Raw genomic sequence first — 25,807 nt, 5'->3', positions numbered from 1 at the left:
GAGTAAACTCCTAATCAACACGATTTGAACTGATTTCCACTGTCTGTAATCCGGAAGACCGGCACGCCATTCGATGGACATTTGTTCGGTAATTGTTTAGCGTTGAGTTTACCTTTAATGTGTTAGAATCATTGTAGGCAGCTTGTTCAGGAAAAAAAATCTATTTCCCGATTTCATTCAACGATTGATTAATTTGTTTTAATCTTTCGTTGCTTGAATTAATATTTTTCTCGTAGTTAAGAGACACTACTTCTGCATTAGTTCCCAGTTTAAGGGCACACATGGCCAAAGCGTCTTGTTTATCTCTTACATCGAAGTTCTGTTCAAAATCTTTAATCATATTCTCAATCTGCTTCCCTACTTTACGCAAAGTTTCTTCCTCTGCTGCCGGTACGTTCAGCGGATACACTCTTCCTGCAATGTTGACGGTTATTCTCCTTACCTCCATTATAATCCACTGTTTTGAAGCTGAGCAATACAGAAATCTATTTCTTTTACCAATCTGTTGATGTGATTTTTCATTAACCTATTGTGTTCAGGATTTCCTGATATTGCTGAATAAAGTTTTATATTTTTTTGTTCTTCTGCTAATACCTGATTTCTTCTTCTCTCCTCATCATACTTCTTCTTCAGGTCTTCATGCTCAATACTTAATTCTGATAAATTTTCAGCAAGATTTTTGTAATTCTTTTGAAGAGTCAAAATCTTTCTCTCTAATTCTGAAAAATTGTTTTCTAAATCTTGAAGCATTTAAGTTTTGTATATTCTAACTAGAAGCAAAAATAAAAAAATAATAACACTAACAAAAATAAAACGTCCTATATTTTGTAATCTCAACAAAAAAGGAGATGCAGATGCATCTCCTTTGTATTTTCAATGTGATATTTTCTTATTCAAATTTCAATACAAACATGATTGCTCTAGTCTGTAATGTAGAAACTGCAGATGCCCAATAAGGAGGTGTCGTTGCATTATCAGCCACTTTTTCATTATTCATGAAGAATGTTCCTCTTACACCAGGAGTCAGTTTAAACTTATTGAAGTAAAACTGGATCCCCATTTCTGCAGACCAAGCAAAATTATGCGTTGTAGACCTGAAGATCTGCTGCATGTTATCATCAGTAGACCCTGAGTTGGATTGTAGGTTTACAATATAATTTACCCCAGCAGCCACGTATGGTCTTGAATTATACCATCTTCGCCCGTGAAGTTCCAAAAGTACCGGAATATCAACCAATGTAGACTTAATTTCTCTTACTTTATCTTTATCTGTTAAAGGAAAAGGCATAAACGGAGGATTGGTTAATGATCCACCCGCATAGACATCATTGGATTGCGTATTAAAAGTCAACTGTCTTTGTGCAAACTGTAGACCTGGTTCTATCCTTACATCCAGATAGTCATTCAGTCTCCATTTTGCAATAAGCCCAGCACCGAAACTGTAACTTTCCTTAGAGGAAACAAGGTTTTCGTTTTCATTCATCCCGTATCTTGGATGCAATACAATTCGGTAATCTAGTCTATTCCCGTTCAAATAAAACCCCCAACTGAATTTCTGCTCGTCGAAATCTTCCAACTTGTCCATTCTGTTTCGGGTTCTAAATTGCGCGTTTGCAAAAACGGCAACATTTACTGAGGTCAAAACCAGTGCTTTTAATAGAAATTTATTCATAGGTTACTTTGTTGCTTTATAAATTGTGGCTATACCTAAACTTAATTTTTTATATTCTACTTTCTTAAATCCCGTATCTAAAAGAATTTGCTTCATCTTCTCCCCGAAAGGAAAAGCATTTACAGAATCCGGAAGGTATGTATACGCCCTATTATCTTTAGAAACCAATCTACCAATGGCAGGCAATATATTTTTGAAATAAAACATATAAAATGGCCCTAAAAAACCCTCAACCTTTGAAAACTCCAGTATATAAACACTCTTGTTATCTTTAACTACTCTTCTTAACTCTGCCAAACCTTTGGTAAGGTTCTCAAAATTCCTCACTCCAAATGCAACGGAAACAGCATCAAATCTATTGTCCTCGAAAGGTAAATTTTCTGCATCCCCTTTTTGCATGGAAATTTTGCCGTCTAATTTAAGTTTTTTTATTTTAATAACGCCAACATTCAGCATTTGTTGTGATAAATCTAAACCAACTACTTTTGAACCGGTTCCTTTTTCAATGGTAATTGCCAGATCTCCCGTTCCTGTAGCCACATCCAGCACTTCCTGCGGATTATCATTTTTCATCCATTTTACCAGTTTGTTTCTCCATAAAATATCAATTTTCATGGATAAAACTCTGTTTAAAAGGTCATACTTCGGTGCAATATTGTCGAACATATCCTCTACCTGGCTTTTCTTTGTAGCCTCCGAATTGTAGGGAGTAACTTTGGTGATATCTTTTGTCAAAACTTAAAACTTGTAATATTCTTTGTAATAATTTAGGTAATCCTGCTTTCTGAAGATCTTTGATCTCGACTCCACTTTCTGAATGTTCTTGATCAGTTTATCATAATCTTCGTCTACATTGTAATAAAATTCTTCTGTGTAAAGCTTATTGAAACGCTTTGCTCCTCCGAGGTATTCCTTTCCGTCTATGACAGTCTTATCAAGTGCCATCAATAACGAATCTTTTTTAAGGTTATACCCGTAGTACTGGTCATTCACATAGTAATCCTGGTGCGCAATATTAAGCAGACCACGAAGCTTATTTACTTCAAATGCCGAATCGTAAAGCATTTTTTTATTTTGGTCGAAAACCTGAATAGAGTTTTTTCCCTTATTCAAATCCACATGCACATACTGCCCCGCCGAAATGATCCCTTCAGAACCGTTATTGATTTTAAAGTAATACGTATTGGGGGTAGGATTATCTACAACATAATAATTCTTCTTGGCTAAAAAAAGGAAGTAGATCCCAAAGGCACCGATAAACGCCACAGCTGCAATGAGTAAGCCTTTTAAGGATGAGTTGTTTTTCATAGATTGTAAAGTACAATTTTTGCAAATTTAATAATATTTTTAATTCTCGGTTATTAATATTAATTATTAACTTTGCATCTTTAAAAAAATCATATAAACGAATGCCGAATACGATCATTATTGGCTCTGGATGTTATATCCCGAACAGAGTTATTGGTAGAGATTACTTCATGAATTCCGAATTCTATACTGAAGACGGAGTGAAAATTGAAAAACCTGTGGAAGAAACCATTGCGAAGTTTGTAGAAATTACAGAAATCGAAAACAGGAGATTCATTGAAGATGGTCTTTCCAATTCACAGATCGGTTATGAAGCCGCAAAAATTGCCCTTGAGGATGCAAAGGTAGACGGCGAAGAACTGGATTATATTATTTACGCGAGTAATTTCGGGGAAGTTACTGAGAACGGATATGCTGACTTCATGCCGACAATGGCAGCGAGGGTAAAGAATAAACTAGGGATCAAAAACAGAAAATGCGTAACATATGATATGCTTTTCGGATGTCCTGGATGGGTGGAAGCTATGATTTTAGCTGACAATCTAATTAAAGCCAAAGTTGCAAAAACAGTTTTAGTGATTGGAGGTGAAACTTTAAGCCGTGTAACGGATCCATATGACAGAAACAGAATGATTTTTGCTGATGGTGCAGGTGCTGTAGTAGTAAAGGCAACAGATGAGGAAAATGTAGGAATCATTGCCCACAATACCATTTGTGATAATGGCCCGGAATTAAACTACCTTGAAAACCAACCTTCTATCAATAAGGAAGCAGATCAAAAACGCCTTTACGTAAGAATGTTGGGTAGAAAAATCTACGAATACGCTCTTAAAAACGTTCCTATTGCAATCAAGGATACCATTACAGATGCCGGACTTTCTATTGAAGATATCGATAAAATCTTAATTCACCAGGCAAATGCCAAGATGGATTACGCGATGATTGAAAGACTTCACAGACTTTATGACATCAAGGAATACGATCACGCGATCTCTCCTATGACAATTCAAGACCTTGGAAATACATCTGTTGCAACCATTCCTACCATGTATGATTTAATAATTAAAGGAAAAATGGAAGGTCAATCGTTTAAAGAAAAAGGTAACATTGTAATGACTTCGGTAGGTGCCGGAATGAACATCAATGCTATCGTTTATAGATTTCCTTAAAATATTTTAAACAATAAAAAATATAAAAGCACAGGGAAGTCATTCTTTGTGCTTTTTTTGAATCAGAACATGCAAAAAAATCTTTTAATTATTGCCGGGATCTTCCTGTTTTTGGAAGTTTACATTTATCAAGCCATAAGAACACTTACAGATAATCTTTGGGTAAGAATTGGCTACTGGACAGTGTCTTTAATTGTTTATGGAATTTTTGCCTACGAGGTCACTCATTATCAGAGATCAGACCGAAGCATGATGAAAGCCCAAATCATGATTTCCCTATTTCTGATATTTATTCTTCCTAAAATATTTGTGGTTTTATTTTTATTAATTGATGACATTATCAGAATTGGAGGCTATCTGATTGGCTTTACAAAACCATCTGAAAACTTCTTCCCCGAGCGAAGAAAATTCCTGAGTCTCGTCGGACTTGGAATGAGCGGAGTCCTTTCTGCCCTATTCATTGATGGAATTACTTTCGGGAAATACAGACATAAAGTAAGAAAGGTAAAGGTAAAATTTCCGAATCTCCCGAAAGTCTTTAAAGGATATAAAATCATTCAGATTTCAGATGTTCACAGTGGAAGCTTTGCAGACCCAGGCAAGCTGCAGCACGCTGTAGACCTCATCAACGAGCAGAAACCTGACCTTGTCCTATTTACCGGAGACATGGTAAATAATGTCGCAGATGAATTCAAGCCTTTTATTCCTTTATTTTCACAAATCAAGGCTAAAGACGGCAAGTTTGCAGTACTGGGAAATCACGACTATGGAGACTATGTAAACTGGGAATCTCCGGAGGCTAAAAAGAAAAATCTGGACACCCTGATCGACTATGAAAAGCAGGCAGGTTTTGATATGCTGAGAAATGAAAACAGGGTTATTGAGAGAAACGGAGAGAAACTATACATTCTAGGCGTTGAAAACTGGGGATTAAAACCTTTTCCGCAGTTTGGAAAAATTGATAAAGCTTTAAAAAACGTACCGGAATCCGCTACAAAGATCCTGATGAGCCATGACCCTACCCACTTTGATTATGTAGTAAAAAAACACCCAGGAAACATCCATCTGACCCTTTCGGGCCATACCCATGGAATGCAGTTTGGTTTAGATCTTAAAAATATAAAATGGTCGCCAGTTCAGTATCGTTACCCAAAATGGGCAGATCTATACGAAAGTGAGGGTAAATTACTCTATGTAAACAGAGGATTTGGGGTACTAGGATACCCTGGAAGAGTTGGGGTATTGCCTGAAATTACTCTTTTTGAGTTGAGCTAACAGGATTACAGGCTGGAGTGTAAGAGTGTTTTAGAGTATAAATGATCGAAGGAAATTCACCATTGAGATACAAGATTCAAAATTTGAGAGTAAAGAGAAATACTCCTCCATGCTACCCAGCACCTAATCCCTGCAACCTACCATCTGCACCCTAAAAAATATAATCTTTCATGCGAGAGGTAGCCATATCTTTCTCATTGATAAAACTAAGGAGGGCATCTAATTTGTCCTCCATTTTTCTGCCTGAAAACAAGCTTCTATAAAACGGAATATCAAAAGGGTATTTTTTGAAATCCGTAAACTGCCAGGCATTAAGGTAAATCAAAACAAATTCTTCATTCTGTAATGTTTCCAATACCATGTTCTGATAATATTGCATTGGCAAAATCTGAAATACAAAATCATTGTACGGCAACTGGCTGTAAGGAGAGATACTTTCCGGAACAATACTAAGTCCGTCTTCTTCTGTAATTTCGGTATCTCTTTTAAGACGTTTGAAAGGAAAAAGAATATTGGCATTATCAATATTGGAGACATAATTAAACTCCATCAGCTTCAGATTCTCTTGTGGAATCTTAATGTCTTTTTGACGAATTCCCCTTATTTGTTTTTCCAGAAGGTCCTGAATATTCTTCTTTGCATTTTCAATTTCTGCAAGATTTGAATCTCTATTATAGAAGGCAATTTCATGCCCTTTGGATGAAATTGCCTTTATAAGATTTTGGAGCTTTTCAGTAAGAGAAATCTCCACAAAAAAGCTCGCTTTTGTATCATGAATATCTAAAATTCTAAGAATAGCTTTTGTATTCTCTTCTATAATTTTCAACCTTTCTTCACTAGTAATTGGTGAGCCGGTTTTTGCTTCAGCTTCAATATTTGTAATGTTGAAAGTCAATAATATCATTTAAATTAAATTTTAGATAAAAATTATAATAAATTAAAAATCAGATGTTAAAGTATTATTTAATTAAATAATTACTTTACATCATTAATGCTTAGCTAATTTTACTTTTAGATTTTTGATCATATCTTTCGTCATTTCAGAAATTCCGAAATCGTAAGTCAATCCCCAGTCTTTTTTAGCGACAGAATCATCAATAGATGCAGGCCATGAATCAGCAATTGCCTGTCTGAAATCTGGATTATAATCGATCGCAAAATCAGGAATTTCTTTCTTAATTTCTGCGGCCAATTCTTTTGGAGTAAATGACATTCCACCTAAGTTATAAGAAGAACGAACGGTTAAACTTTCCTTCGGAGCATCCATTAATTTCAAGGTTGCATTAATGGCATCATCCATATACAACATCGGCATTCCTGTATCTTCAGAAATGAAGCTTGTATATTTTCTTTCTTCAATTGCTTTGTAGAAAATCTCAACAGCGTAGTCAGTAGTACCACCACCTGCAGGAGTTTTCCAAGAGATCAATCCAGGATATCTGATGCTTCTTACATCTACTCCATATTTGTCGAAGTAGTATTCACACCACTTCTCCCCTGCCATTTTAGAGATCCCGTATACAGTCGTTGGGTTCAAAACTACATCCTGACCAACGTCATGTTTAGGGATTCCTTTTCCAAACACTGCAATTGAGCTTGGCCAGAAGATCTTTTTAAGAAGCCCCTCCTTAGCCATTTCACAAAAGTGAAGAAGAGGTTCAAGATTCAATTTCCAAGCAAAAATAGGCTGCTTTTCCGAGGTTCCGGATAAAAGAGATGCCAAGTGATACACTGTAGTGATCTCGTAATCATGAATCACCTGTCTTACCAATTGTGTGTTGGTAACATCCATTCTCTCATAGTGTCCGGCAGAAGTAATTCCTTCCTGCCATCTGTCCAGCCCTGAAGCCACTACATTTTCCGCTCCGTGGATTTCCACAAGTCTATTGGTAAGTTCCGTGCCTATTTGTCCCAGGGCACCTGTAATAAGTATTCTTTCCGTATAGGATTCCATTTTTCAGATTTTTTTAGAATTGTACAAAAGTAAAAAAAACATGTCAACCATAATAAAAAAGGTGGATTTAAAAATGCCTCTATGGATTTTTGCAAAAAATAGTTGAGAATTTTCTTGAGATTTGGTATATTTTATTCTTTCAAAGATTATAAGATCATCTGCAAATGGTTTGCATAAATTTCTATAATTTTGTTTCAAAGAAACAATCATATGAAGAAGATTTTAATTGCTTCGGTCCTATTAATGAGCCAACTTGGATGGGCTCAGTTTACAGACTTCAATATTGTAAAAGAAGTACAGGTAAAAAATAAAGGTGTAGTGGTATCTGCCCACCCATTAGCCAGTGAGGCAGGCGCTAAAATCCTTAGAATGGGAGGAAATGCCTATGACGCAATTACTGCTACCCAATATGCATTGGCTGTTGTATATCCACAAGCCGGAAATATTGGTGGTGGTGGTTTCTTAGTAGGTGTTAAAAATAATGGTGAAAAATTCACACTGGACTACAGGGAAACGGCTCCTAAAAAAGCTTCCAGAGACATGTATCTTGATAAAAAAGGAAAAGCAGATACAGATTTATCTCAAAACGGAAGACTGGCAGTAGGTATTCCCGGAAGTATTGCCGGTTTTTTTGCGACCCTGAAGTACTGCAAACTACCCATGGAAAAGATTATTCAACCTGCCATTGATCTCGCAGAGCAAGGATTTGCCATTACGAACAAGGAAGCAGACATGTTGAATAACAACAAAGAAAAATTTCAGAAACATAATAAATCTTCTATTGTTTTTGTAAAAGATACCCCTTGGAAAGCAGGAGATATTTTAGTTCAAAAAGATTTGGCAGAAACTTTAAAACTGATCCAGAAATTAGGATCAAAAGGGTTTTATGAAGGAAAAACAGCTGATCTTCTTGTCGCAGAAATGAAAAGAGGAAACGGAATCATTACTCTGGAAGATCTTAAAAACTATAAGGTTGCGGAAAGAAAAGCTCTGGAATTTGAGTACAAAGGAAATAATGTTGTTTCAATGCCTTTACCTTCAAGTGGCGGACTTCTTTTAGCCCAAATGCTGAGAATGGCAAGTTTTGAAAACCTTGAAAAATACCAGCAGAACTCTACAAAAGCTGTTCAGATTATGGCTGAAGCAGAAAGAAGAGCATTTGCAGACAGAGCAGAATATATGGGTGACCCTGACTTTATTCAGGATAAAACGTCTTACCTTATTTCAGATGAATACCTGAAGAATAGATGGAAAAACTTCAGCTTCGACAAAGCCACTCCAAGTGCAGAAGTTGGTAAAATCATAGCCCAACCCAAGGAATCTACACAGACTACCCATATTTCTGTACTTGATAAGGATGGAAATGCGGCTTCTGTAACCACTACTCTTAATGGTTATTACGGAAGCAAGGTATTGGTTTCCGGAGCAGGCTTCTTTTTAAATAACGAAATGGATGATTTCTCCATAAAACCAGGTGTTCCAAATATGTTTGGAGCGGTAGGTGGTGAGGCAAATTCTATCCAGCCTAATAAAAGAATGCTTTCTTCCATGACTCCAACAATTCTGCTTAAAAATGGGAAACCTTATATGGTAGTGGGAACTCCGGGAGGAACTACGATTCCAACTTCAGTGTATCAATCTATTGTAAATGTGGTAGACTTTAAATTAAATGCCAATATTTCAGTGAATGCTCCTAAATTCCATCACCAATGGCTTCCGGAAACCATAACGGTAGAAAACGATTTCCCTGAAAGTACTATTGCTGAGCTAAAAAGCAAAAACTATGTTATTGAAAAGACAAAATACATCGGAAAAACAGAAATAATTGTCATTGACGAGAATGGGAATATCCATGCAGTAGCAGACGGCCGCGGAGATGACTCCGTTGCTGTGGAATAATCTCTATTATCAAATACAATCAATAAAAGTTCGGCTTCATTTAAAATGAAGCCGAACTTTTATATTCATCAATATTGGTACTGCAGTGTAATTTCAATGACTTTTATCATGTTTCTAGATAAAATTTCTTAATTTTCGGCCTTAAAAAAATAAAACGACTATTCTTTGAAAGCAAAAAAAATACACAATCAACTTTATTTTCAGGTTATTATAGCTATAGTTGCAGGTATTATTCTGGGAAGATTCTATCCTGAATTAGGAGAAAAGATGAAACCTTTAGGGGATGGCTTTATCAAATTGGTAAAGATGATCATCGCTCCGGTCATTTTCATCACTCTTACATTAGGGATTGCTCATATGACCGATCTTAAAAAGGTGGGGAGAATTGCAATAAAGGCAATGATCTATTTTTTCACATTCTCTACCCTAGCCCTTATTATCGGTCTGTTTGTTGGAAATATTTTACAGCCCGGCCAGGGTTTAAATATTGATCCGGCTACTCTTTCAGGAGATGTAGCTCAATATCAGGAGAAAGCCCACGAGTCTACACTTACAGGGTTTATCATGAATATTATTCCCGAAACACTTTTCAGTCCTTTGGTTGGCGATAATATCCTTCAGGTCCTTCTTGTAGCTATTTTAATGGGTGTTGCATTAGTTTTAACAAAGGAAAAAAGCCAGAAAGTGACTGATTTTCTTCAGGATCTATCTACTCCTATATTCAAGATTGTTCATATGCTGATGAAGCTTGCACCAATAGGAGCTTTTGGGGCTATGGCTTTTACTATAGGAAAATATGGGCTTCACTCTGTATTAAATCTGATTTTTTTGGTAGGCACATTCTATATCACCTCCTTCCTTTTTGTGGTGTTGGTTTTAGGGGCTGTGGCTTGGTATAACGGATTTAATATTTTCAAGCTATTGATTTACCTTAAGGAAGAGCTTCTTTTGGTATTGGGAACGAGTTCTTCAGAATCTGCGCTTCCCGGAATTATGGAAAAGTTGGAAAAAGCAGGCTGTTCACGAGCAATAGTAGGTCTGGTAGTCCCTACCGGATATTCTTTTAATCTCGATGGAACTAATATTTACATGACTCTTGCTTCTTTATTCATAGCCCAGGCACTTAATATTCATCTTCCTATTGAAAAGCAACTAATGCTTCTTTTAGTGGCCATGTTAAGTTCAAAAGGTGCTGCAGGTGTTACCGGTGCAGGTTTTGTAACCTTAGCCGCTACATTGGCAGTTGTTCCGGAGATTCCTATTGCCGGAATGACATTAATTCTTGGAATTGATAAGTTTATGAGTGAATGCCGTGCATTAACGAATGTTATTGGGAATTCTGTCGCAACTGTTGTTGTGGCAAATTGGGAAAAACAGCTTGATAAAGAACAGTTTCATTATTGCCTGAACCATCCGGAAGAAATTGAAAAACAATTGGAAATGTGATTGGTGCAGGTAAATTACAGGTAACAGGGATTAGATGTTGGGTAATAGGGAAGAATACTTCTCTTTATTATCAAACTTTGAACCTTGGATTTCAATGGTGAATTTCCTGCTATAATTTGCATTCTACATCAAACATGACAACCCTAAAAAACTCCTACACCCAAACTTTTGTTCATTGAAACTTTAAATCAAAATATTCAGGCTAGCCGGCTGCACTTTAACATGAATGGGAGATTCTATTTTATTAAATTCCCCGTCAAGATGCCAGTTTTTGGTATTTACCTTGAATGATATTTCTGAAACCGGAAGATAAGTAACGTATTCATCGTCCTTTAGTCTTTTGGTAAACATTCTGAAAGCAAACAAAGCAGAATAAGTCAGAGGAAATTTTTTCACCAAAACCATATCAACCAAGCCATCACTTTTACTAGCTTTAGGTGCGATATAGGCATTATTTCCAAACTGGCGGGTATTGGCAACGTTTAGCATAAGGTATCTGCCGTTGTACTGCTGATGTTCTTGATCGAGGAAAGTTACTTTGATCGGCCTATAGTTAAAGAAGGTCTTTAGGGAAACCTTGATATAGTTTTTGAAGCCACGGCTGGTTTTTTCAAATTCTTTAACTACCTTACCATCAAACCCTGTTCCTGAAACATTGATGGAAAGCCTGCCATTCACCGTAAAAGTATCAATCTTTCTGGATTGTTTTGCTTTTATTTTCTCTAAAAGCTCGTCCAGGTTCTTACTGAAACGGGTTTCATTGGAAAATCCATTACCGGAACCTGCCGGAAAAATAGCCAGAATCTTATCTGTAGAGATCAAATTTTTAGCAACGGTAGAAATGGTCCCATCTCCCCCAATGGCTACAAAGATATCTACCTCATCAAAATGGGTTTTGATAAACTCATCTGTTCCCGGAATAGATTCGGAGACATAATACAGAGGATTACCAACCTTATTTTTAAGTTCATTCAGAAACGGCTGATAATTCTTTTTGGCCGAAAAAGGATTGATGATAAAAGCTACTTTTTCCATTACCGCAAAAATAGAAAATGCTTCCTGAACCCGGAAGCATTAATTTACTTAATTTTCATTCTTTCTTTAAATTCTGCATTTATTGTGCCTTTTAGCTCTTCCCAGGAAACAGGAATCGTGATATCTCCGGCCGCAAAAGCTGTAATTTCATACGGACTGTAATGGAAATACAGATTTTTTTCATCAAAATAGAAGTTATCTGATACTGGAATTCTTTCTACTAACAGCATTTCCGAATTCTTTACCTCTCCGTTACCATCCATTGCTCCACTATTGATCTTATCAAGATTCTTCATTAGCAATGTCTCAAGCTTATTTTCAGGTATTGAAGTAATATCCTTTAATTCTAACTTTTTATTATTCTTAAGGTCAAAAACTCTTTCTGAAAATCCATATTCCTCATGGGCACCTCCTATGTATGCACTTCCAGCATACTGAATATGCATATACCCATTGACATTGGATTTCAGGTTCATATAAGAACTTGAATACCATTCCTGAGCATAGGTTATATCTGAATACCAATCTTTATTGTCATTTTTCATGGTACTGAAATAATCATTTTTTTTATTCTCCAGATAAGCTTGCAATCCGGCCTTTGAAAAATCCTTTATTTTTTCATGTTGAAAATAGATGCTGTCCAAAAGTGCTTTATCTTTTAAAGTGGGAAATGTCAATAACTTTGAAGTAAAGGCTAGCTTTAATGAATCGCTAACTCTTGTAGAGTCTTTTACAGTAACGGAATCTACAATAAATTCATTGGACTTTTTATCTTCTGTTTTCTCCGTTAGTACTTCTGCTACTGCATCCTTTTTATTGCAGGCAGAAAAAACAAAGAATGAAGAAAGCGCCAGAACGGCAATGATGTTTTTCATAATTTTAATTTTTGCTATTGAATACAAAAACCATTCAAAAGATGAATGGTTTTTTAGAAAATTATTCTTTTTTACAACATAAAGTTGAAATCTGCAGGTTATGATTTTTTAATTAAGCTAATCACCTGATTTTCCTGTTTTGAAGCTACCCCCCAGATTTGCTTAAATGCAGGGTAATATTCCTTAGGATAATCTGCACTGGAAATTTTTGTAGTGCTGGTAACTTCCAGCTTATTCCCTTTTTGTTCTATTGCGTAGCTGTATTCTATTTCTTTATCTTCTGTAACAATCTTTTTATTCTTAGGCATTTCTTCAATTACGTATCCTGCCGGAATTTCAAGGATTACTTTTTTCACCTTGGTAGTAGGTGCTCCAAAATCAATGGGATATTTTCGGGTTTCTGTCTGGTCAAATTCATTCGATGTTTTACTTAAAAACAACATCGGATTGATGATCATCTTCTTCCCTATTCTATCAATTAAGTTTGATGAAGAGAACTTCATTGTACTTTCAAATTCACCATTTTCTAAAACTTTTGAATCAATTCCGGTGAAATCTATTGAAAAGTTTTCTTTATATTGTTTTTTATATTTTTCAGCATTTTCATCATAACTATCTTTCACATACATCGCATAGGCTCCAGTATCTTTATCAGAATAAGATCCTGAAATACTGCCATCATCATTGATCTTTGCATCAACAGTCAGGTAGGTATTGCTTGACTTCATATTGGTCATCTGAATCTGTGAAACATTATTTTTAGCTAATAAAACTCCGTATTGGTTCCAATCTTTCAAAGGAAGTTCATCCATTGAAGACTGCTTGGAGGTAGCGTCATAGATATGAAGCTGGTTATTTATTTCTACAGATGCCAATACCAAATTTGTTTTTGTAAGGTTTGGAGATACCATATTGATTAAACCATTATCAACGGTAGAAATGATTAACGGATCAGATTTAATTCCTGCTTCACGGAAAAGCATAACAAGGAATAGGTTAATTTCAGCAGCATTACCTACTTTAGTTTCCAGAAGCTTTTTGATTCCATTATCGGTATAAATTCCTCTGTCTTTGTTCCAGGTAAATGTTTTTTGAACATATGAAAGGATAGCATTAGCTTTTTCAAAATCAGTTTTCATTTCTAAAACACCTGTCGGCATATTTTCTTTTGCCAACCTCGTCTTTTTCAGTTCACCACCAAAATCTTCATTCTCACTCAGTCTTTTACTAATCTGATCCCATGAAGATGAGTAAAGCCTAAGTTCTCTAAAATGAGTAGAATGCAGTTCAGCACTAATTTTTGTTCGGAAGTTTCTGTCGTTTCTTACATGTTTTTCCGTTTTGAAGCCTTTTACATTTTCGAAACCAAATCTATATGTTTTGTACTGGGTACCATACAGTGTTCTGTCTGCAACTTCTCTATGCTTAGGGAGCAGTTCTCCGGTATAGTTTATATTGTAGGCAATATTGGCCGGAGAATCCAGAACGTATTCCGTATAGAGAGATGGGGTATCCAATTCTATTAAAACCTCAGGAACTAAATACAGGAATGCAAATGGAGATAATACTTCATATTGATATTCTAATATTGAACCATCCTTTACATTAGGAAAAGCAAACTTGTTTACGGTAATGTACTTGCTTTCTTTACTTTTATATTTTGAACTTTTCTCTACTTTTACTGGAACCGTTTTTCCATCTTCCAGGTTATACGTAAATGCCTTAAACTTATGCAGGGTTTCAAGATCACTCCCACTCTGACGAAGAGGAACCTCAACGTTTAACCAATCTTCAGCTTTATCCTTGTTGTAGATCTTAATTCTATACACATATTCTTTGTGCAAGTCTCCTGTAGATGCATCAATTCTATAATGAACAGATTTATACAGAATTTCAGCCGGAGCATTCTCATCTAATAATGATTTTGCTTTGGATAAATCTGCATCGGAAAATTTAGGTGGATTTAAAAACTCATGTTTCTGCGCTTTTACAAAAGCCAAATTTGCTGAGCAAATAAGTACTAATACTACTTTTTTCATCTTTATATTTTAGTAATTAAAATTTTTGAATTGTCCATGTTTATTGTTTTTTTTCTGAAACTTACATATTCATTGTATTTTTCTTTTGGATAGGTTCCTTTATTAATCTGTATTTTCCTCAACACTTTTAGCTCTTCTCCATTTTTAACAAAGCTTAGTTTATAATACCCAAATTCTGAATTAATAGTAATATCATTAGGAGTTTCATCAATTTTATATCCCTTAGGGATGCTAAAGCCTATTTCATACTCATCCTCAAAAGACTGTCCGATCTCAAAAGGAAGCGTACGGTTTTCTTCTGTTTTATAAATATTGTCTGAGTAAATGGGAACAGCTCTGAATATGAGACTATTTCCTGCATTTTTACAATAATTATTAGTTTTAAAGTCTATATCATAAGTAATAACAGCCTTATCCTTATCATTGACAAAGTTCTTCATCTCAACTTTTTCAAAGTTTAAAACGTCAAATCTTCTTTTCAACGCATCACTTTTTTCCTTTGGATTAAGACTTACAAACCCAAGATTGTAATCATATTGGTTTCCAGTATAGAAAAAATTCCCCTCTCCTGTAATCCCATTATCTTCACCAACTTTTATCTTCAGTTTCTGGATTTCCTTGTTTTGTTCAGCGGTATAGGTAGGTGTATTAATAAGTTCTATTCCGGTTTTCTGTACAGAAAGTACATTTCTATCTGTTGTGGAATATCCCAAATGATTAAATGCGGTTTGCTGCGAAGTATTTTCAAGCCAAATATTTCCTTTCTCAGTTGGAACCATTAAAATAGCATGGTTTCCTCCCATCGTTGGAAATTCCGGATCAAAAGATACCTGCGAGGATCCAGAATTGATTACACAATAGTAAGAGGGTATTCCTGCTTCATTCAAGAGAGTTTTCATATAATTGGTAAGACCTTTACAGTCACCATAGCCTTTTTGATGTACTTCTTCCGGCATCATAGGCAGCCATCCTCCTATTCCTAATCCAACAAATATATATCTGGTTTTATTTTGCATATACTGATAGATCTTCTTTACTTTATCTTCTACAGAACCCTGAAGCTGCAAGGCTGCAACCTCTGCTTTAATGGCAGGAGTAGATACAGAAACAGGTTCTACAAGGTTATTGTAATACCATGTTCCGAAATCTGTCCAATTGTTCAAAGTTCCCTGTCTTCCTGCCAGATTGAATTTCGTTAGAGCAAAATTTACACTCGGTAATATTTTAACGGGTTGCGGAATCAAAGGAGCATCATCAATTGCAGGAACATTTTTGTAGGCATATGTTTTATCATTTCCACTCCCGCTTTCTATTACTGAAGCATAGTTGTACTTTGATGGATAAACCTTAGTCCGCAGATCAATCCCTGAGGTATTAATGATCTTCATCTGCCCATCTTCCAAAGAGGTATTAGTAGAGTAAAATGGCACAAAATCAGGAATAAAAACTGTATTTTTATTTTCTGACTGATATGAAAAATCAATGGTATAAGGATATTGAACAGGGGTATATGAAAACACTAAAATTCTGTTATCAGAATAAAACACTCCTTGTCTATTATTGGCAAAGTCACCAAAGTCAGATTTGGAATAGCTTTTTATTTTCTTTCCAAATTCATCATATATGGTCACTTTTATATCTGAAATACTTTTTGACTTGTCATAATGGATATAAGCCACAGCTTTATCATTACCATCTTTATTAAGAACTGTCGTCACCGTATTATATTGATATTTTATTTCATCAATTTTATTGATCTGAACAGTTGTAAAGTCTTTTCGGATAACAATATTTGCATTTTTCTTTAAATCTTCGGGAATTGAAGATACAGGATAGGTTTGAGCAAAGTAAATTGAGGCTGTAGATAAAGCCCCGAGAAATAATATTTTCATCATGGTTATTAAAATTACACAAAAATAACAAAATCTTAATAACTGTTAACAATAACTTAAAAAAAATAAAAAATTAATATAATAAATTAATAATCAATCAATTACATTCAAGACAAAAGACCCCAGAATGTGAGATCTTATTTTATATTTTACCGTTAAGGATGTAAATAGTTAAATATTCTTTTGATACAATAACAAAAATAGGGCTGACTTAAATGATATTCATACTTATGGTGTAAGATAAAAACATTTAGAATATGAAACATTATTTTAAAAAAATGACTCTCTATTATAACAAAAAAGACTCCTTTTTAGGAGCCTTTACTATTTTTTAGCCTTTTTTAATCATTTGGAATATTTTTATTGTTGAAAGTATCACTTCCAAGCCCCAGTACCGGAATAAAAATAAATCCTAGGAAAAACAACAAAATTGTGTAAAGAGGAGTTTCTTTTGAAAAACCTTTAGCCAATCTGTCATTGATGACCCATGAAGCATATAAGTTTACAAAAGGAATACAGAATAAGATGATCCACCAAATTGGTTTCTTTACAATATCCAGCAATACAATGATATTATAAATTGGAACAAAGGCAGCCCATGCATCTTCTCTACCAGCTTTTTTGAATATTTTGTACATACAATATCCATAAAATAGGTAGAATATAAGACTCATGAACATGGTCCCGAGCCCTAATCCTGCAGCAGCGGCTCCAGAAACTGCATCTGCCCCACTATAGGGGTCTGTTTGTAAAAGAGTTAACATATTATTATTTTTTTTGGTTACCCCCAAATATAGAAAAAGCTCCTAATATTTAGGAGCTTTTTTTATATATTTTTAAAAATGATTATGCATCAATTTTTGCATACTTTGCATTTTTCTCAATAAATTCTCTTCTTGGTGGAACCTCATCACCCATCAACATTGAGAAAACACTGTCTGCTTCCACAGCGTTATCAATAGTTACCTGCTTCAAGATTCTGTGCTCAGGGTTAAGGGTTGTTTCCCAAAGCTGTTCAGGGTTCATTTCCCCAAGACCTTTGTAACGTTGTACTTCAACACCTTTTCCATCCGGAGACATTTCTAATGTAAACTCTTCACGTTCTTTTTCATTATAAGCATACACTTTTTTGTTTCCTCTTTTTAGTAGATATAAAGGCGGCTGAGCAATATAAATATATCCATTCTCAATAAGTTCTTTCATATATCTGAAGAAGAATGTAAGAATCAGGGTAGAAATGTGAGACCCATCAATATCGGCATCGGTCATGATTACAACCTTATGATATCTAAGCTTAACCATATTCAATGCTTTGCTGTCTTCTTCTGTTCCTACAGAAACACCAAGGGCTGTATATATATTTCTGATCTCTTCATTATCATATACTTTATGAAGCATAGATTTTTCTACGTTCAAGATCTTACCTCTTAATGGAAGAATAGCCTGAAAGTGTCTGTCACGTCCTTGCTTAGCCGTTCCCCCTGCGGAATCTCCCTCCACAAGGAACAATTCAGATTCTGCCGGGTCTTTAGATGAACAGTCAGATAGCTTTCCAGGAAGACCAGAACCTCCCATCGGAGATTTTCTCTGAACCATCTCACGAGCTTTTTTCGCTGCTTGTCTTGCTTTTGCAGCCAGAACAACTTTCTGAACAATAATCTTAGCTTCGTTAGGGTTCTCTTCCAAGAAGTTAGTAAGCATCTCCCCTACAATTTTATCTACAGCACCAGAAACTTCAGAGTTTCCTAATTTCGTTTTGGTCTGTCCCTCAAACTGAGGTTCCATTACTTTTACAGAAATTACAGCTGTTAATCCTTCACGGAAGTCATCCCCTGTAATTTCAACTTTTTCTTTTGCAGGAAGCCCCAATTCATCTGCATATTTCTTTAAAGTTCTTGTTAAAGCTCTTCTGAAACCTGCAAGGTGAGTACCTCCCTCATGAGTATTGATATTATTTACGTAAGAGTGAAGATTTTCGTTGAAAGAAGTATTGTAACGCATTGCTACTTCTACAGGAATATCGTCTCTTTCACCTTCCATGAAGATTACGTGTTCCATAATAGACTCACGGTTTCCGTCAATGTAGGCAACAAATTCCTTTAATCCTCCCTCAGAGTGAAAAACTTCAGTTCTGAAAGAACCGTCTTCCAGTCTTTCTCTTTCGTCTGTAAGAGTAACTGTAATCCCTTTATTAAGGTAAGAAAGCTCTCTTAAACGGCTTGCTAACGTATCATAGTTATAAACTAATTCTGTAAAAATAGTATCATCCGGCTGGAAGAACTGTTTTGTCCCTCTTTTGTCACTATTACCAATTTCTTCAACTCCTGTTTGAGCTTTACCTTTTGAATACACTTGCTGGTAAACGTTCCCGTCTCTGTAAACAGTAGTGATCATTTCGTTGGAAAGTGCATTTACACACGAAACTCCTACCCCGTGAAGACCTCCAGAAACCTTATAAGAATCTTTATCGAACTTACCTCCGGCTCCAATCTTTGTCATTACAACCTCAAGGGCAGATTTTTGCTCTTTCTCATGGAAATCAACGGGAATACCTCTACCATTGTCACTTACCTCAATTCCGTTTCCTTCTTTAATGGCAACAAAGATTGTATCGCAGTACCCTGCCAACGCTTCGTCAATAGAGTTATCTACTACTTCATAAACCAAATGGTGAAGACCTCTTGTCCCTACATCACCAATGTACATCGAAGGACGCATACGAACGTGCTCCATTCCTTCCAATGCCTGAATACTACTAGCTGTATATTGTTTTTGACTCATATTAAATATTAAAATCTTGCTATATGCAAAGACTTACAAATATCGTGATTTTTTTCGAGGTATGAAAGTTAAAAAATGTCAAAAAAATGTAGAGTTTTCTTAGAGTAAGCATAAATAATAGCTGAACAATAAAAGATTCAAAATTAAATGGTATACCCGAAATACCTACTGTTTTAAATCATACTCAACATCAATAATTTATCCGTAAATTTATTTACTCAAAAGTTGATATTATGGATGATTTTATTGCTGCCCGCGCGCAGATGGCCCTCTCTTTGGGGTTTCATATTATTTTCTCCTGCGTGGGTATGGTAATGCCTTTCTTAATGGCATTTGCCCACTGGAAGTACTTAAAGACCAACAATGAAGTATATAAAGGACTCACAAAGGCTTGGAGCAAGGGGGTTGCTATCTTATTTGCTACAGGAGCTGTTTCCGGAACAATGCTTTCTTTCGAATTGGGGCTTTTATGGCCCGGATTTATGAAACATGCAGGTCCTATCTTCGGGATGCCTTTTTCACTGGAGGGAACTGCATTTTTTATTGAAGCTATTGCCATTGGATTCTTTTTATATGGATGGGATAAATTTAATAAGTGGTTTCATTGGTTCTGTGGTTTTCTTGTAGGAGTAAGCGGACTAGCATCTGGAATTTTAGTAGTTGCCGCCAATGCATGGATGAACTCTCCTACCGGTTTTGATTATATCAATGGCCAATACCTTAATATAGATCCTATTAAAGCTATGCTTAATGATGCATGGTTTCCACAGGCACTTCACATGACAGTTGCTGCATTTTGTGCTACAGGCTTTGCAGTAGCCGGAGTTCACGCTTTCTTGATTATGCGAAAAAAGAATGTTGAATTTCATACCAAAGCTTTTAGAATTGCGGTAGGTTTTGCCCTTATTGGAGCCTTTGGAGCACCTTTAAGTGGTGATATCGCAGCAAAATCTGTTGCAGAAAGACAACCTATTAAGCTAGCAGCTATGGAAGCTCACTTTGAAACAGAAAAAGGAGCAGCCTTTGTTATTGGTGGAATTCCTGATGAAGAAAAGGAAGAAATAAAGTATGCCGTTAAGATTCCTAAAGTGCTAAGTTTCCTTGTCAGTAATGATTTCAATGCTGAAGTAAAGGGACTTAAAGATTTTCCAAAGGATGAATGGCCTCCAATTGCTGTTACTCATTATGCTTTTCAGATTATGATCTTCTTTGGTGTAGTGATGATTTGTATTGGAGCAATCTATTTATATGCTTTCTTTTTCAAAAAAGAATGGCTTACTAAAAACTGGCTTTTAAAAACATTTTTAATTGCAACTCCTTTTGGATACATTGCGCTGGAAGCAGGATGGACGGTTACTGAAGTAGGAAGACAACCATGGATTATTTATGGTATCATGAGAACAATAGACGCAGTAACACCAATGCCGGGAATACAGTATTCATTCTATTTCTTCACAGCCATTTTCATTTCATTATCACTTATTCTTATCTTCCTTTTAAAAAGACAGATACAAATGGTTCCGAAGCTTTATGACCCTACAGACGCACAGTTTAACGATAAAAATAAAAAATCATGATCTATATTGTAATAGGTTTTCTCTGGCTTTCTATCTGTCTTTATGTTATTTTGGGCGGGGCTGACTTTGGGGCCGGTATTGTAGAACTTTTTACTCACAAAAAAGCCCGTCACAAAACAGAGGAAATCATGTATGAATCCATTGCTCCTGTGTGGGAGGCCAATCATATGTGGTTAATCATTGCCATTGTTATTCTTTTTGTGGGTTTCCCTGAAATTTATACTACAATGTCTACATATCTGCACATCCCTCTGGTACTAATGCTGCTTGGTATTATTGCAAGAGGTACAGCCTTTACATTTAGACATTATGATGCCGTAAAAGATAACTGGCAGGTATTATATACTCAGATATTTTACTACGCCAGCCTTTTAACACCTTTTTTTCTAGGATTAATAGCAGCGGCGACCGTTTCGCAATCCATTAATCCTGATGCGACCACTTTTCTGGATCTGTATATTTATAGTTGGCTAAACTGGTTCGGAGTTTCTGTAGGTTTATTTACGGTAGCACTTTGCGCTTATCTTGCTTCCATTTTTTCATTAAGAGAAACTCGTGATAAAGCCGATTTGCTTTTAATGATCAGAAAATCTAAGCAAACCATGATCTTCGTAGTTATTACCGGACTTCTTGTATTTTTAACAGCATATATTTCAGACATCCCTCTTTTAAAGTGGATATTCTCAAAACCTCTGGGCATTATGTCTATTGCTTTTGCTACTATTGCTTTACTGCTTATTCTTAGGGCTATGAACGTACAGAAACTACTTCCTGTACGTGCGCTTGCCGGTTTTCAAATTGTAATGATCCTTGTGGCAGCAACCTACCAGCATAATCCTGATATTATTTTATTAGGAAACGGACAGCATCTTTCACTTTTCGAACATATGGCTCCTCCAAAAACAATTTCTGCCTTGGGATGGGCACTGATGCTAGGTTCATTATTTATTCTTCCGTTTTTATTTTATTTAATGGCTTCATTCAGTAAATTGAGAAAATAGAACAATATGCAGAGTTATAAGGATAAGACTGAGCTTATTGAAGAAATAAAAAAAAGATATATCCTGTATGATGAGGAATTTGACGGCATCAAGGAAGACGAAAAGGATATGATAAAGGCTGGTGTTGACAAAACACCATCGCAAAATATATCCTATCAAATTGGCTGGACCCATTTACTGCTTCAATGGGAATCTGATGAAAAGAAAGGAATTGAAGTAAAAACACCTACTTCTGAATACAAATGGAATAATTTAAAAGGATTATATGGGTCTTTTTATGAGCAATTTGGTTCTTATAGCTTGCATGAGCAAAGAGAAATGCTCCACAATCAGGTCAATGAAATTATAGAATGGATTGAAAAGCTTGATGATAAAACCTTATTTGTTGCAGAGCAGAGAAAATGGGCAACAACACCTGCAAAATGGCCGGTTTGGAAGTGGATACATATCAATACCATTGCTCCATTTAAAAATTTCAGAATTCAGCTACGGAAATGGAAAAAAGAAACCGGTACAAGTTAATTTTGTATCGGCTTTTTATTATCTAAAATATTCACTTAATTCTTAATTGCTTTCTCAGATATTATCTGGTTTGAAGCTGTTGTAATTTTTATAAAATATATTCCTTTTAAAAGAGAAGCTGTATTCAATCTCAATTCTTTAGATACCAGCACCAAATGTCCACTTTCACTATAAACCTCAATATTTTTGATTTTTTCTTTAGTATTCAAGATCAATTCATTCTTAAATGGGTTTACAAAGCTAATTTTCTTATTTTTAGTTAAATCTTCTGCAACAGAAAGAGTTTGCTCACTAATAATATAACGTGTAATTTTTTTAGGGCTGAAAAAGTATAAATAATTTTCTACCACTTGAAAGTTGGGATAGTCTCCATAGTTATAATTAGTATAAATATTATCTCCGGTATTAAAAACAGGCTGGTCATTAATATTTCTCAGCACACCCGATGAGGAATAGGAAGTAATAGCAATATCTCCAACATCAGATTTTAATAAGAAGAATATCCGACTGGCATTATCTTCATAAAAATTAGAATAAGGAGTGTAGTTTATAGAATTTATTTCATTATTCAAAGTAAAAACACCATTGGTTCCAAAACCAGCATCAAGAAATCCACTAGACATTGTTTTAGAAATTGAATATTGATTATTATTTGATGAATTTCCATTCAACATGTTCAGCATAGAACCATCCGCCTCATTATATATAGAATTTCTTATCGTCGTTGGTACAATTGAAGTCTCCCCCAAACCAGAATTACCATAGCCAGAATCTAAACTACCAGTAAGAATATTTAGTTTTCTTATCCCATAATTATTGACATTGGAATAATCGCCGGAACCGAATTCATATGCAAAATCATTACTAACAATACCATAAATAAAAGCTGTAGAATAACTTAGTGTAGATAATTTCCCATTAGTCCCATAACTAGGATCCAGAGTTCCATTAGCTAAAATTCTTGTAAAATGATCGTCTTTGCGAAATAGTAGATTCCCATTAGGTAATATGTTTATATATTTTTTTCCTGTAATACCGTTCTCCGCCCAATTCATTTGAAATGCAGAGTCATATTGTCCCGTAATAAAATATTTATCATCGCTATAATTGATTAAATAGTCTGTATTTGCATCCAATAAACTTGATGCAGAGCCTAAACTTCCAGAATCTACAAAAGAACCATTAATTCCAAAACTTAGATCATGAGTACCATTCGAATTCAGCCTTGTATACTTTATATACTTATTATTTCCTGAAATATTAAGGTAAGTATGGGCAACTAATAATTTGTCTCCAATAAATGTATGCGCTGAATAGCCACCGGCATCATTATAAACATATTCTCCATTATTGCCATAAGAAAGGTCTTTCGTAAGAGTAACTTGTGCATTGATTAGGTTACATGCATAGAGTAATATGCCTGTGATAATTTTTTTTTTCACGATAATTTATGTTTTTATTATGGGCTAATATAGTATTTTTCTCTCATCTATAAATAAAAAAGAGTGAACATAACGTTCACTCTTTTAAACTTATAATATTATAAATCTTAAGCTAGTTTCATCAAAAGATTTTCATCAATTTTTTCCACTTTCACAAGATTATTTTTTGTTAAAGTCTTGGAAGCTTTATCCCATTTTTTACCGGATAGCTGGCTTCTTTCTTTTACTTCAGCTAAAGACATTGCTTCTTCCTGAGAATTAAGGATTTCAAGGATTACTTTTTCATCCTCTCCTAACTCAATTTGAGGAACCGCTTTTTCAGGTCTCATCTGAGGGAAGAATAATACTTCCTGGATAGATGCATTGTTCGTTAAGAACATAATCAGTCTATCCATACCAATCCCTAATCCTGATGTTGGAGGCATCCCATATTCCAATGCTCTTAAGAAGTCCTGATCAATGAACATTGCTTCATCATCCCCTCTTTCAGATAAAGCCATTTGTGCTTCAAAACGCTCTCTCTGATCAATTGGATCGTTAAGCTCTGAATAAGCGTTTGCGATTTCTTTTCCGCAAACCATTAATTCAAAACGCTCTGTTAACCCGTCCTTGCTTCTATGTTTTTTAGTCAATGGAGACATTTCAATCGGATAATCTGTAATGAACGTTGGCTGAATGAAGTTTCCTTCACATTTCTCACCAAAGATTTCATCAATTAATTTTCCTTTACCCATTGTTTCATTCACCTCAATTCCGATAGACTTCGCGAAATCGTATAATTCTTTCTCCGTTTTTCCTGTAATATCAAAACCTGTGAATTTCAGGATCGCTTCCGTCATGGAAACTCTTGGATATGGAGCTTTGAAATCTACATTATGCTCTCCAAATGTAGCTGTTGTAGTTCCGTTTACCTGAATAGCACAGAATTCCAATAACTTCTCAGTGAAATCCATCATCCAGTTGTAATCTTTATAAGCTACATAGATTTCCATTGCCGTAAATTCCGGGTTGTGGGTTCTGTCCATTCCTTCATTTCTGAAGTTTTTAGAGAACTCATATACCCCATCAAAACCACCTACGATAAGTCTTTTCAGATATAATTCGTTTGCAATTCTTAAGTATAATGGAATATCCAATGCATTGTGGTGCGTGATAAACGGCTTTGCTGCTGCTCCTCCTGGAATAGATTGTAGAATAGGTGTTTCTACTTCAAAATATCCTGCATCATTAAAGAAAGTTCTCATAGCATTGAACAATTTTGTTCTCTTCACAAAGATTTCTTTCACCTGCGGGTTTACCGTTAAATCTACATAACGCTGTCTGTATCTTAATTCAGGATCTGTAAATCCGTCATGTACCACACCATTTTCATCCGTTTTAGCTTGAGGAAGTGGACGTAAAGCCTTAGTAAGAAGCGTAAAGTTCTTTACTAAAACCGTCATCTCTCCTACCTGAGTTGTAAATAAAGTTCCTTCGATACCGATAATATCCCCGATATCCAAAAGGTGCTTATATACTTCATTATATAAAGTTTTATCGTCTCCTGTACAGATTTCGTCTCTGTTGAAATATACCTGAATTTTACCTGTAGAATCCTGCAACTCAGCAAAAGAAGCTTTTCCCTGAATTCTGCGGGACATTAATCTACCAGCGATCTTCACCTGTTTATTTTCAGAAAAATCCTGTTTTATAGATTCTGTAGTATCTGTAATGGTATACTCATCCGCAGGGAACGCATTAATCCCCATTTCAGTAAGCTTATTCAGCTTTTCTCTTCTAATGATTTCTTGTTCTGATAATTGCATTTCTTATTTTTCTAAAAGCGTACAAATTTAGGCATTTTTGCGTTGACCGTCAATGAGTTTTTTCAGAAATTTTTAAATGCGAATCGTGAATTGTGAATTTCCCACACAATGAATT

The 25,807-nt window shown here is 35.3% G+C and carries 22 protein-coding genes; 7 read left to right on the top strand and 15 right to left on the bottom strand.

Going from position 1 to position 25,807, the window contains the following annotated elements:
• Positions 1 to 160: 160 nt before the first annotated feature.
• The 5 genes from SCA31_RS03435 to SCA31_RS03415 all read right to left on the bottom strand — a co-directional run bounded on the left by SCA31_RS03435 (position 161) and on the right by SCA31_RS03415 (position 2,980).
• Positions 161 to 448, bottom strand: coding sequence for a cell division protein ZapA (locus tag SCA31_RS03435; protein ID WP_076354088.1), 288 nt, complete (start codon positions 446 to 448; stop codon positions 161 to 163).
• Entirely contained in the window at positions 448 to 750 is a 303-nt protein-coding gene (locus SCA31_RS03430) for a hypothetical protein (protein ID WP_410695449.1), read from the bottom strand. The genes SCA31_RS03435 and SCA31_RS03430 overlap by 1 nt, the downstream gene beginning before the upstream one ends.
• A 139-nt stretch (positions 751 to 889) precedes the next feature.
• Positions 890 to 1,672, bottom strand: a complete 783-nt coding sequence (locus tag SCA31_RS03425; protein WP_410695448.1) for a porin family protein — start codon at positions 1,670 to 1,672, stop codon at positions 890 to 892.
• Positions 1,673 to 1,675: 3 nt separating this feature from the next.
• The gene (gene ubiE, locus SCA31_RS03420) at positions 1,676 to 2,407 is read right to left on the bottom strand and encodes a bifunctional demethylmenaquinone methyltransferase/2-methoxy-6-polyprenyl-1,4-benzoquinol methylase UbiE (protein WP_076354082.1); all 732 of its coding nucleotides are present in this window, start codon (positions 2,405 to 2,407) and stop codon (positions 1,676 to 1,678) included.
• 3 nt (positions 2,408 to 2,410) lie between these two features.
• Entirely contained in the window at positions 2,411 to 2,980 is a 570-nt protein-coding gene (locus SCA31_RS03415) for a hypothetical protein (protein WP_076354080.1), read from the bottom strand.
• Positions 2,981 to 3,081: 101 nt separating this feature from the next.
• Here SCA31_RS03415 and SCA31_RS03410 point away from each other — a divergent pair, with 101 nt between their 5' ends.
• Positions 3,082 to 4,149: a 3-oxoacyl-ACP synthase III family protein gene (locus SCA31_RS03410; RefSeq protein WP_410695447.1), complete on the top strand. Its 1,068-nt coding sequence runs from the start codon at positions 3,082 to 3,084 to the stop codon at positions 4,147 to 4,149.
• A gap of 69 nt (positions 4,150 to 4,218) precedes the next feature.
• Entirely contained in the window at positions 4,219 to 5,424 is a 1,206-nt protein-coding gene (locus SCA31_RS03405) for a metallophosphoesterase (protein ID WP_410695446.1), read from the top strand.
• A 151-nt stretch (positions 5,425 to 5,575) separates the two neighbouring features.
• Here the strand turns inward: SCA31_RS03405 and SCA31_RS03400 are convergent, their stop codons facing one another.
• Together SCA31_RS03400 and SCA31_RS03395 are read right to left on the bottom strand one after the other, a co-directional pair.
• On the bottom strand, positions 5,576 to 6,328 hold the full coding sequence (locus SCA31_RS03400; RefSeq protein WP_410695445.1) for a polysaccharide deacetylase: 753 nt from the start codon (positions 6,326 to 6,328) through the stop codon (positions 5,576 to 5,578).
• An 84-nt stretch (positions 6,329 to 6,412) separates the two neighbouring features.
• On the bottom strand, positions 6,413 to 7,378 hold the full coding sequence (locus SCA31_RS03395) for an NAD-dependent epimerase/dehydratase family protein (RefSeq protein WP_410695444.1): 966 nt from the start codon (positions 7,376 to 7,378) through the stop codon (positions 6,413 to 6,415).
• Between the two features lie 210 nt (positions 7,379 to 7,588).
• Between SCA31_RS03395 and ggt the strand changes: the two genes are divergently transcribed.
• Both ggt and SCA31_RS03385 read left to right on the top strand, forming a co-directional pair.
• Entirely contained in the window at positions 7,589 to 9,277 is a 1,689-nt protein-coding gene (ggt, locus tag SCA31_RS03390; protein ID WP_410695443.1) for a gamma-glutamyltransferase, read from the top strand.
• A gap of 165 nt (positions 9,278 to 9,442) precedes the next feature.
• Positions 9,443 to 10,723 carry a dicarboxylate/amino acid:cation symporter gene (locus SCA31_RS03385; protein ID WP_410695442.1) on the top strand — a complete coding sequence of 427 codons (1,281 nt, stop codon included), beginning with the start codon at positions 9,443 to 9,445 and terminating at the stop codon, positions 10,721 to 10,723.
• A 183-nt stretch (positions 10,724 to 10,906) separates the two neighbouring features.
• On the opposite strand, the gene SCA31_RS03380 is transcribed toward SCA31_RS03385, so the two are convergent.
• The 6 genes from SCA31_RS03380 to gyrB form a co-directional block, all read right to left on the bottom strand.
• Positions 10,907 to 11,758 (bottom strand): diacylglycerol/lipid kinase family protein, encoded by an 852-nt coding sequence (locus tag SCA31_RS03380; RefSeq protein WP_410695441.1) that lies wholly within the window; start codon positions 11,756 to 11,758, stop codon positions 10,907 to 10,909.
• A 44-nt stretch (positions 11,759 to 11,802) separates the two neighbouring features.
• Positions 11,803 to 12,633, bottom strand: a complete 831-nt coding sequence (locus SCA31_RS03375; RefSeq protein ID WP_410695440.1) for an RsiV family protein — start codon at positions 12,631 to 12,633, stop codon at positions 11,803 to 11,805.
• Between the two features lie 98 nt (positions 12,634 to 12,731).
• Positions 12,732 to 14,672: a transglutaminase-like domain-containing protein gene (locus tag SCA31_RS03370; protein ID WP_410695439.1), complete on the bottom strand. Its 1,941-nt coding sequence runs from the start codon at positions 14,670 to 14,672 to the stop codon at positions 12,732 to 12,734.
• A 2-nt stretch (positions 14,673 to 14,674) separates the two neighbouring features.
• Entirely contained in the window at positions 14,675 to 16,567 is a 1,893-nt protein-coding gene (locus SCA31_RS03365; protein ID WP_410695438.1) for a DUF3857 domain-containing transglutaminase family protein, read from the bottom strand.
• A gap of 338 nt (positions 16,568 to 16,905) precedes the next feature.
• Positions 16,906 to 17,328 carry a DUF5684 domain-containing protein gene (locus tag SCA31_RS03360; protein ID WP_410695437.1) on the bottom strand — a complete coding sequence of 141 codons (423 nt, stop codon included), beginning with the start codon at positions 17,326 to 17,328 and terminating at the stop codon, positions 16,906 to 16,908.
• 82 nt (positions 17,329 to 17,410) lie between these two features.
• Positions 17,411 to 19,345, bottom strand: a complete 1,935-nt coding sequence (gene gyrB / locus SCA31_RS03355; protein WP_410695436.1) for a DNA topoisomerase (ATP-hydrolyzing) subunit B — start codon at positions 19,343 to 19,345, stop codon at positions 17,411 to 17,413.
• A gap of 233 nt (positions 19,346 to 19,578) precedes the next feature.
• On the opposite strand from gyrB, the gene SCA31_RS03350 reads away from it, so the two are divergent.
• The 3 genes from SCA31_RS03350 to SCA31_RS03340 are packed head-to-tail and all read left to right on the top strand — an operon-like array spanning position 19,579 to position 22,445.
• Positions 19,579 to 20,922, top strand: coding sequence for a cytochrome ubiquinol oxidase subunit I (locus SCA31_RS03350; RefSeq protein WP_410695435.1), 1,344 nt, complete (start codon positions 19,579 to 19,581; stop codon positions 20,920 to 20,922).
• Positions 20,919 to 21,923, top strand: coding sequence for a cytochrome d ubiquinol oxidase subunit II (locus tag SCA31_RS03345; RefSeq protein WP_410695434.1), 1,005 nt, complete (start codon positions 20,919 to 20,921; stop codon positions 21,921 to 21,923). The genes SCA31_RS03350 and SCA31_RS03345 overlap by 4 nt, the downstream gene beginning before the upstream one ends.
• A gap of 6 nt (positions 21,924 to 21,929) precedes the next feature.
• A complete protein-coding gene (locus SCA31_RS03340; protein WP_410695433.1) occupies positions 21,930 to 22,445 on the top strand; it encodes a ClbS/DfsB family four-helix bundle protein in 516 nt (171 codons plus the stop codon).
• 35 nt (positions 22,446 to 22,480) lie between these two features.
• Here SCA31_RS03340 and SCA31_RS03335 read toward each other — a convergent pair whose 3' ends face one another.
• Both SCA31_RS03335 and lysS read right to left on the bottom strand, forming a co-directional pair.
• Complete coding sequence (locus SCA31_RS03335; protein ID WP_410695432.1) at positions 22,481 to 23,887, bottom strand: T9SS type A sorting domain-containing protein; 1,407 nt, start codon at positions 23,885 to 23,887, stop codon at positions 22,481 to 22,483.
• Between the two features lie 107 nt (positions 23,888 to 23,994).
• Positions 23,995 to 25,692: a lysine--tRNA ligase gene (lysS, locus tag SCA31_RS03330; RefSeq protein ID WP_410695431.1), complete on the bottom strand. Its 1,698-nt coding sequence runs from the start codon at positions 25,690 to 25,692 to the stop codon at positions 23,995 to 23,997.
• Between the last annotated feature and the right edge of the window lie 115 nt (positions 25,693 to 25,807).

Origin of the sequence: Chryseobacterium sp. SIMBA_028 (assembly GCF_046535285.1) — a bacterium.
GTDB lineage: Bacteria > Bacteroidota > Bacteroidia > Flavobacteriales > Weeksellaceae > Chryseobacterium.
The sequence above is the reverse complement of the archived record's forward strand: the minus strand, read 5'-3'. Positions and strand labels throughout refer to the sequence as shown.

Excerpts from the sequence above, each read along its gene's own strand:
- SCA31_RS03425 (WP_410695448.1), bottom strand. The coding sequence starts at position 1,672 with ATGAATAAATTTCTATTAAAAGCACTGGTTTTGACCTCAGTAAATGTT.
- lysS (WP_410695431.1), bottom strand. The coding sequence starts at position 25,692 with ATGCAATTATCAGAACAAGAAATCATTAGAAGAGAAAAGCTGAATAAG.
- SCA31_RS03400 (WP_410695445.1), bottom strand. The coding sequence starts at position 6,328 with ATGATATTATTGACTTTCAACATTACAAATATTGAAGCTGAAGCAAAA.
- SCA31_RS03365 (WP_410695438.1), bottom strand. The coding sequence starts at position 16,567 with ATGATGAAAATATTATTTCTCGGGGCTTTATCTACAGCCTCAATTTAC.
- gyrB (WP_410695436.1), bottom strand. The coding sequence starts at position 19,345 with ATGAGTCAAAAACAATATACAGCTAGTAGTATTCAGGCATTGGAAGGA.
- SCA31_RS03430 (WP_410695449.1), bottom strand. The coding sequence starts at position 750 with ATGCTTCAAGATTTAGAAAACAATTTTTCAGAATTAGAGAGAAAGATT.
- SCA31_RS03395 (WP_410695444.1), bottom strand. The coding sequence starts at position 7,378 with ATGGAATCCTATACGGAAAGAATACTTATTACAGGTGCCCTGGGACAA.
- SCA31_RS03370 (WP_410695439.1), bottom strand. The coding sequence starts at position 14,672 with ATGAAAAAAGTAGTATTAGTACTTATTTGCTCAGCAAATTTGGCTTTT.
- SCA31_RS03375 (WP_410695440.1), bottom strand. The coding sequence starts at position 12,633 with ATGAAAAACATCATTGCCGTTCTGGCGCTTTCTTCATTCTTTGTTTTT.
- SCA31_RS03360 (WP_410695437.1), bottom strand. The coding sequence starts at position 17,328 with ATGTTAACTCTTTTACAAACAGACCCCTATAGTGGGGCAGATGCAGTT.
- ggt (WP_410695443.1), top strand. The coding sequence starts at position 7,589 with ATGAAGAAGATTTTAATTGCTTCGGTCCTATTAATGAGCCAACTTGGA.
- SCA31_RS03435 (WP_076354088.1), bottom strand. The coding sequence starts at position 448 with ATGGAGGTAAGGAGAATAACCGTCAACATTGCAGGAAGAGTGTATCCG.
- SCA31_RS03380 (WP_410695441.1), bottom strand. The coding sequence starts at position 11,758 with ATGGAAAAAGTAGCTTTTATCATCAATCCTTTTTCGGCCAAAAAGAAT.
- SCA31_RS03415 (WP_076354080.1), bottom strand. The coding sequence starts at position 2,980 with ATGAAAAACAACTCATCCTTAAAAGGCTTACTCATTGCAGCTGTGGCG.
- SCA31_RS03350 (WP_410695435.1), top strand. The coding sequence starts at position 19,579 with ATGGATGATTTTATTGCTGCCCGCGCGCAGATGGCCCTCTCTTTGGGG.
- SCA31_RS03345 (WP_410695434.1), top strand. The coding sequence starts at position 20,919 with ATGATCTATATTGTAATAGGTTTTCTCTGGCTTTCTATCTGTCTTTAT.
- SCA31_RS03340 (WP_410695433.1), top strand. The coding sequence starts at position 21,930 with ATGCAGAGTTATAAGGATAAGACTGAGCTTATTGAAGAAATAAAAAAA.
- SCA31_RS03405 (WP_410695446.1), top strand. The coding sequence starts at position 4,219 with ATGCAAAAAAATCTTTTAATTATTGCCGGGATCTTCCTGTTTTTGGAA.
- SCA31_RS03410 (WP_410695447.1), top strand. The coding sequence starts at position 3,082 with ATGCCGAATACGATCATTATTGGCTCTGGATGTTATATCCCGAACAGA.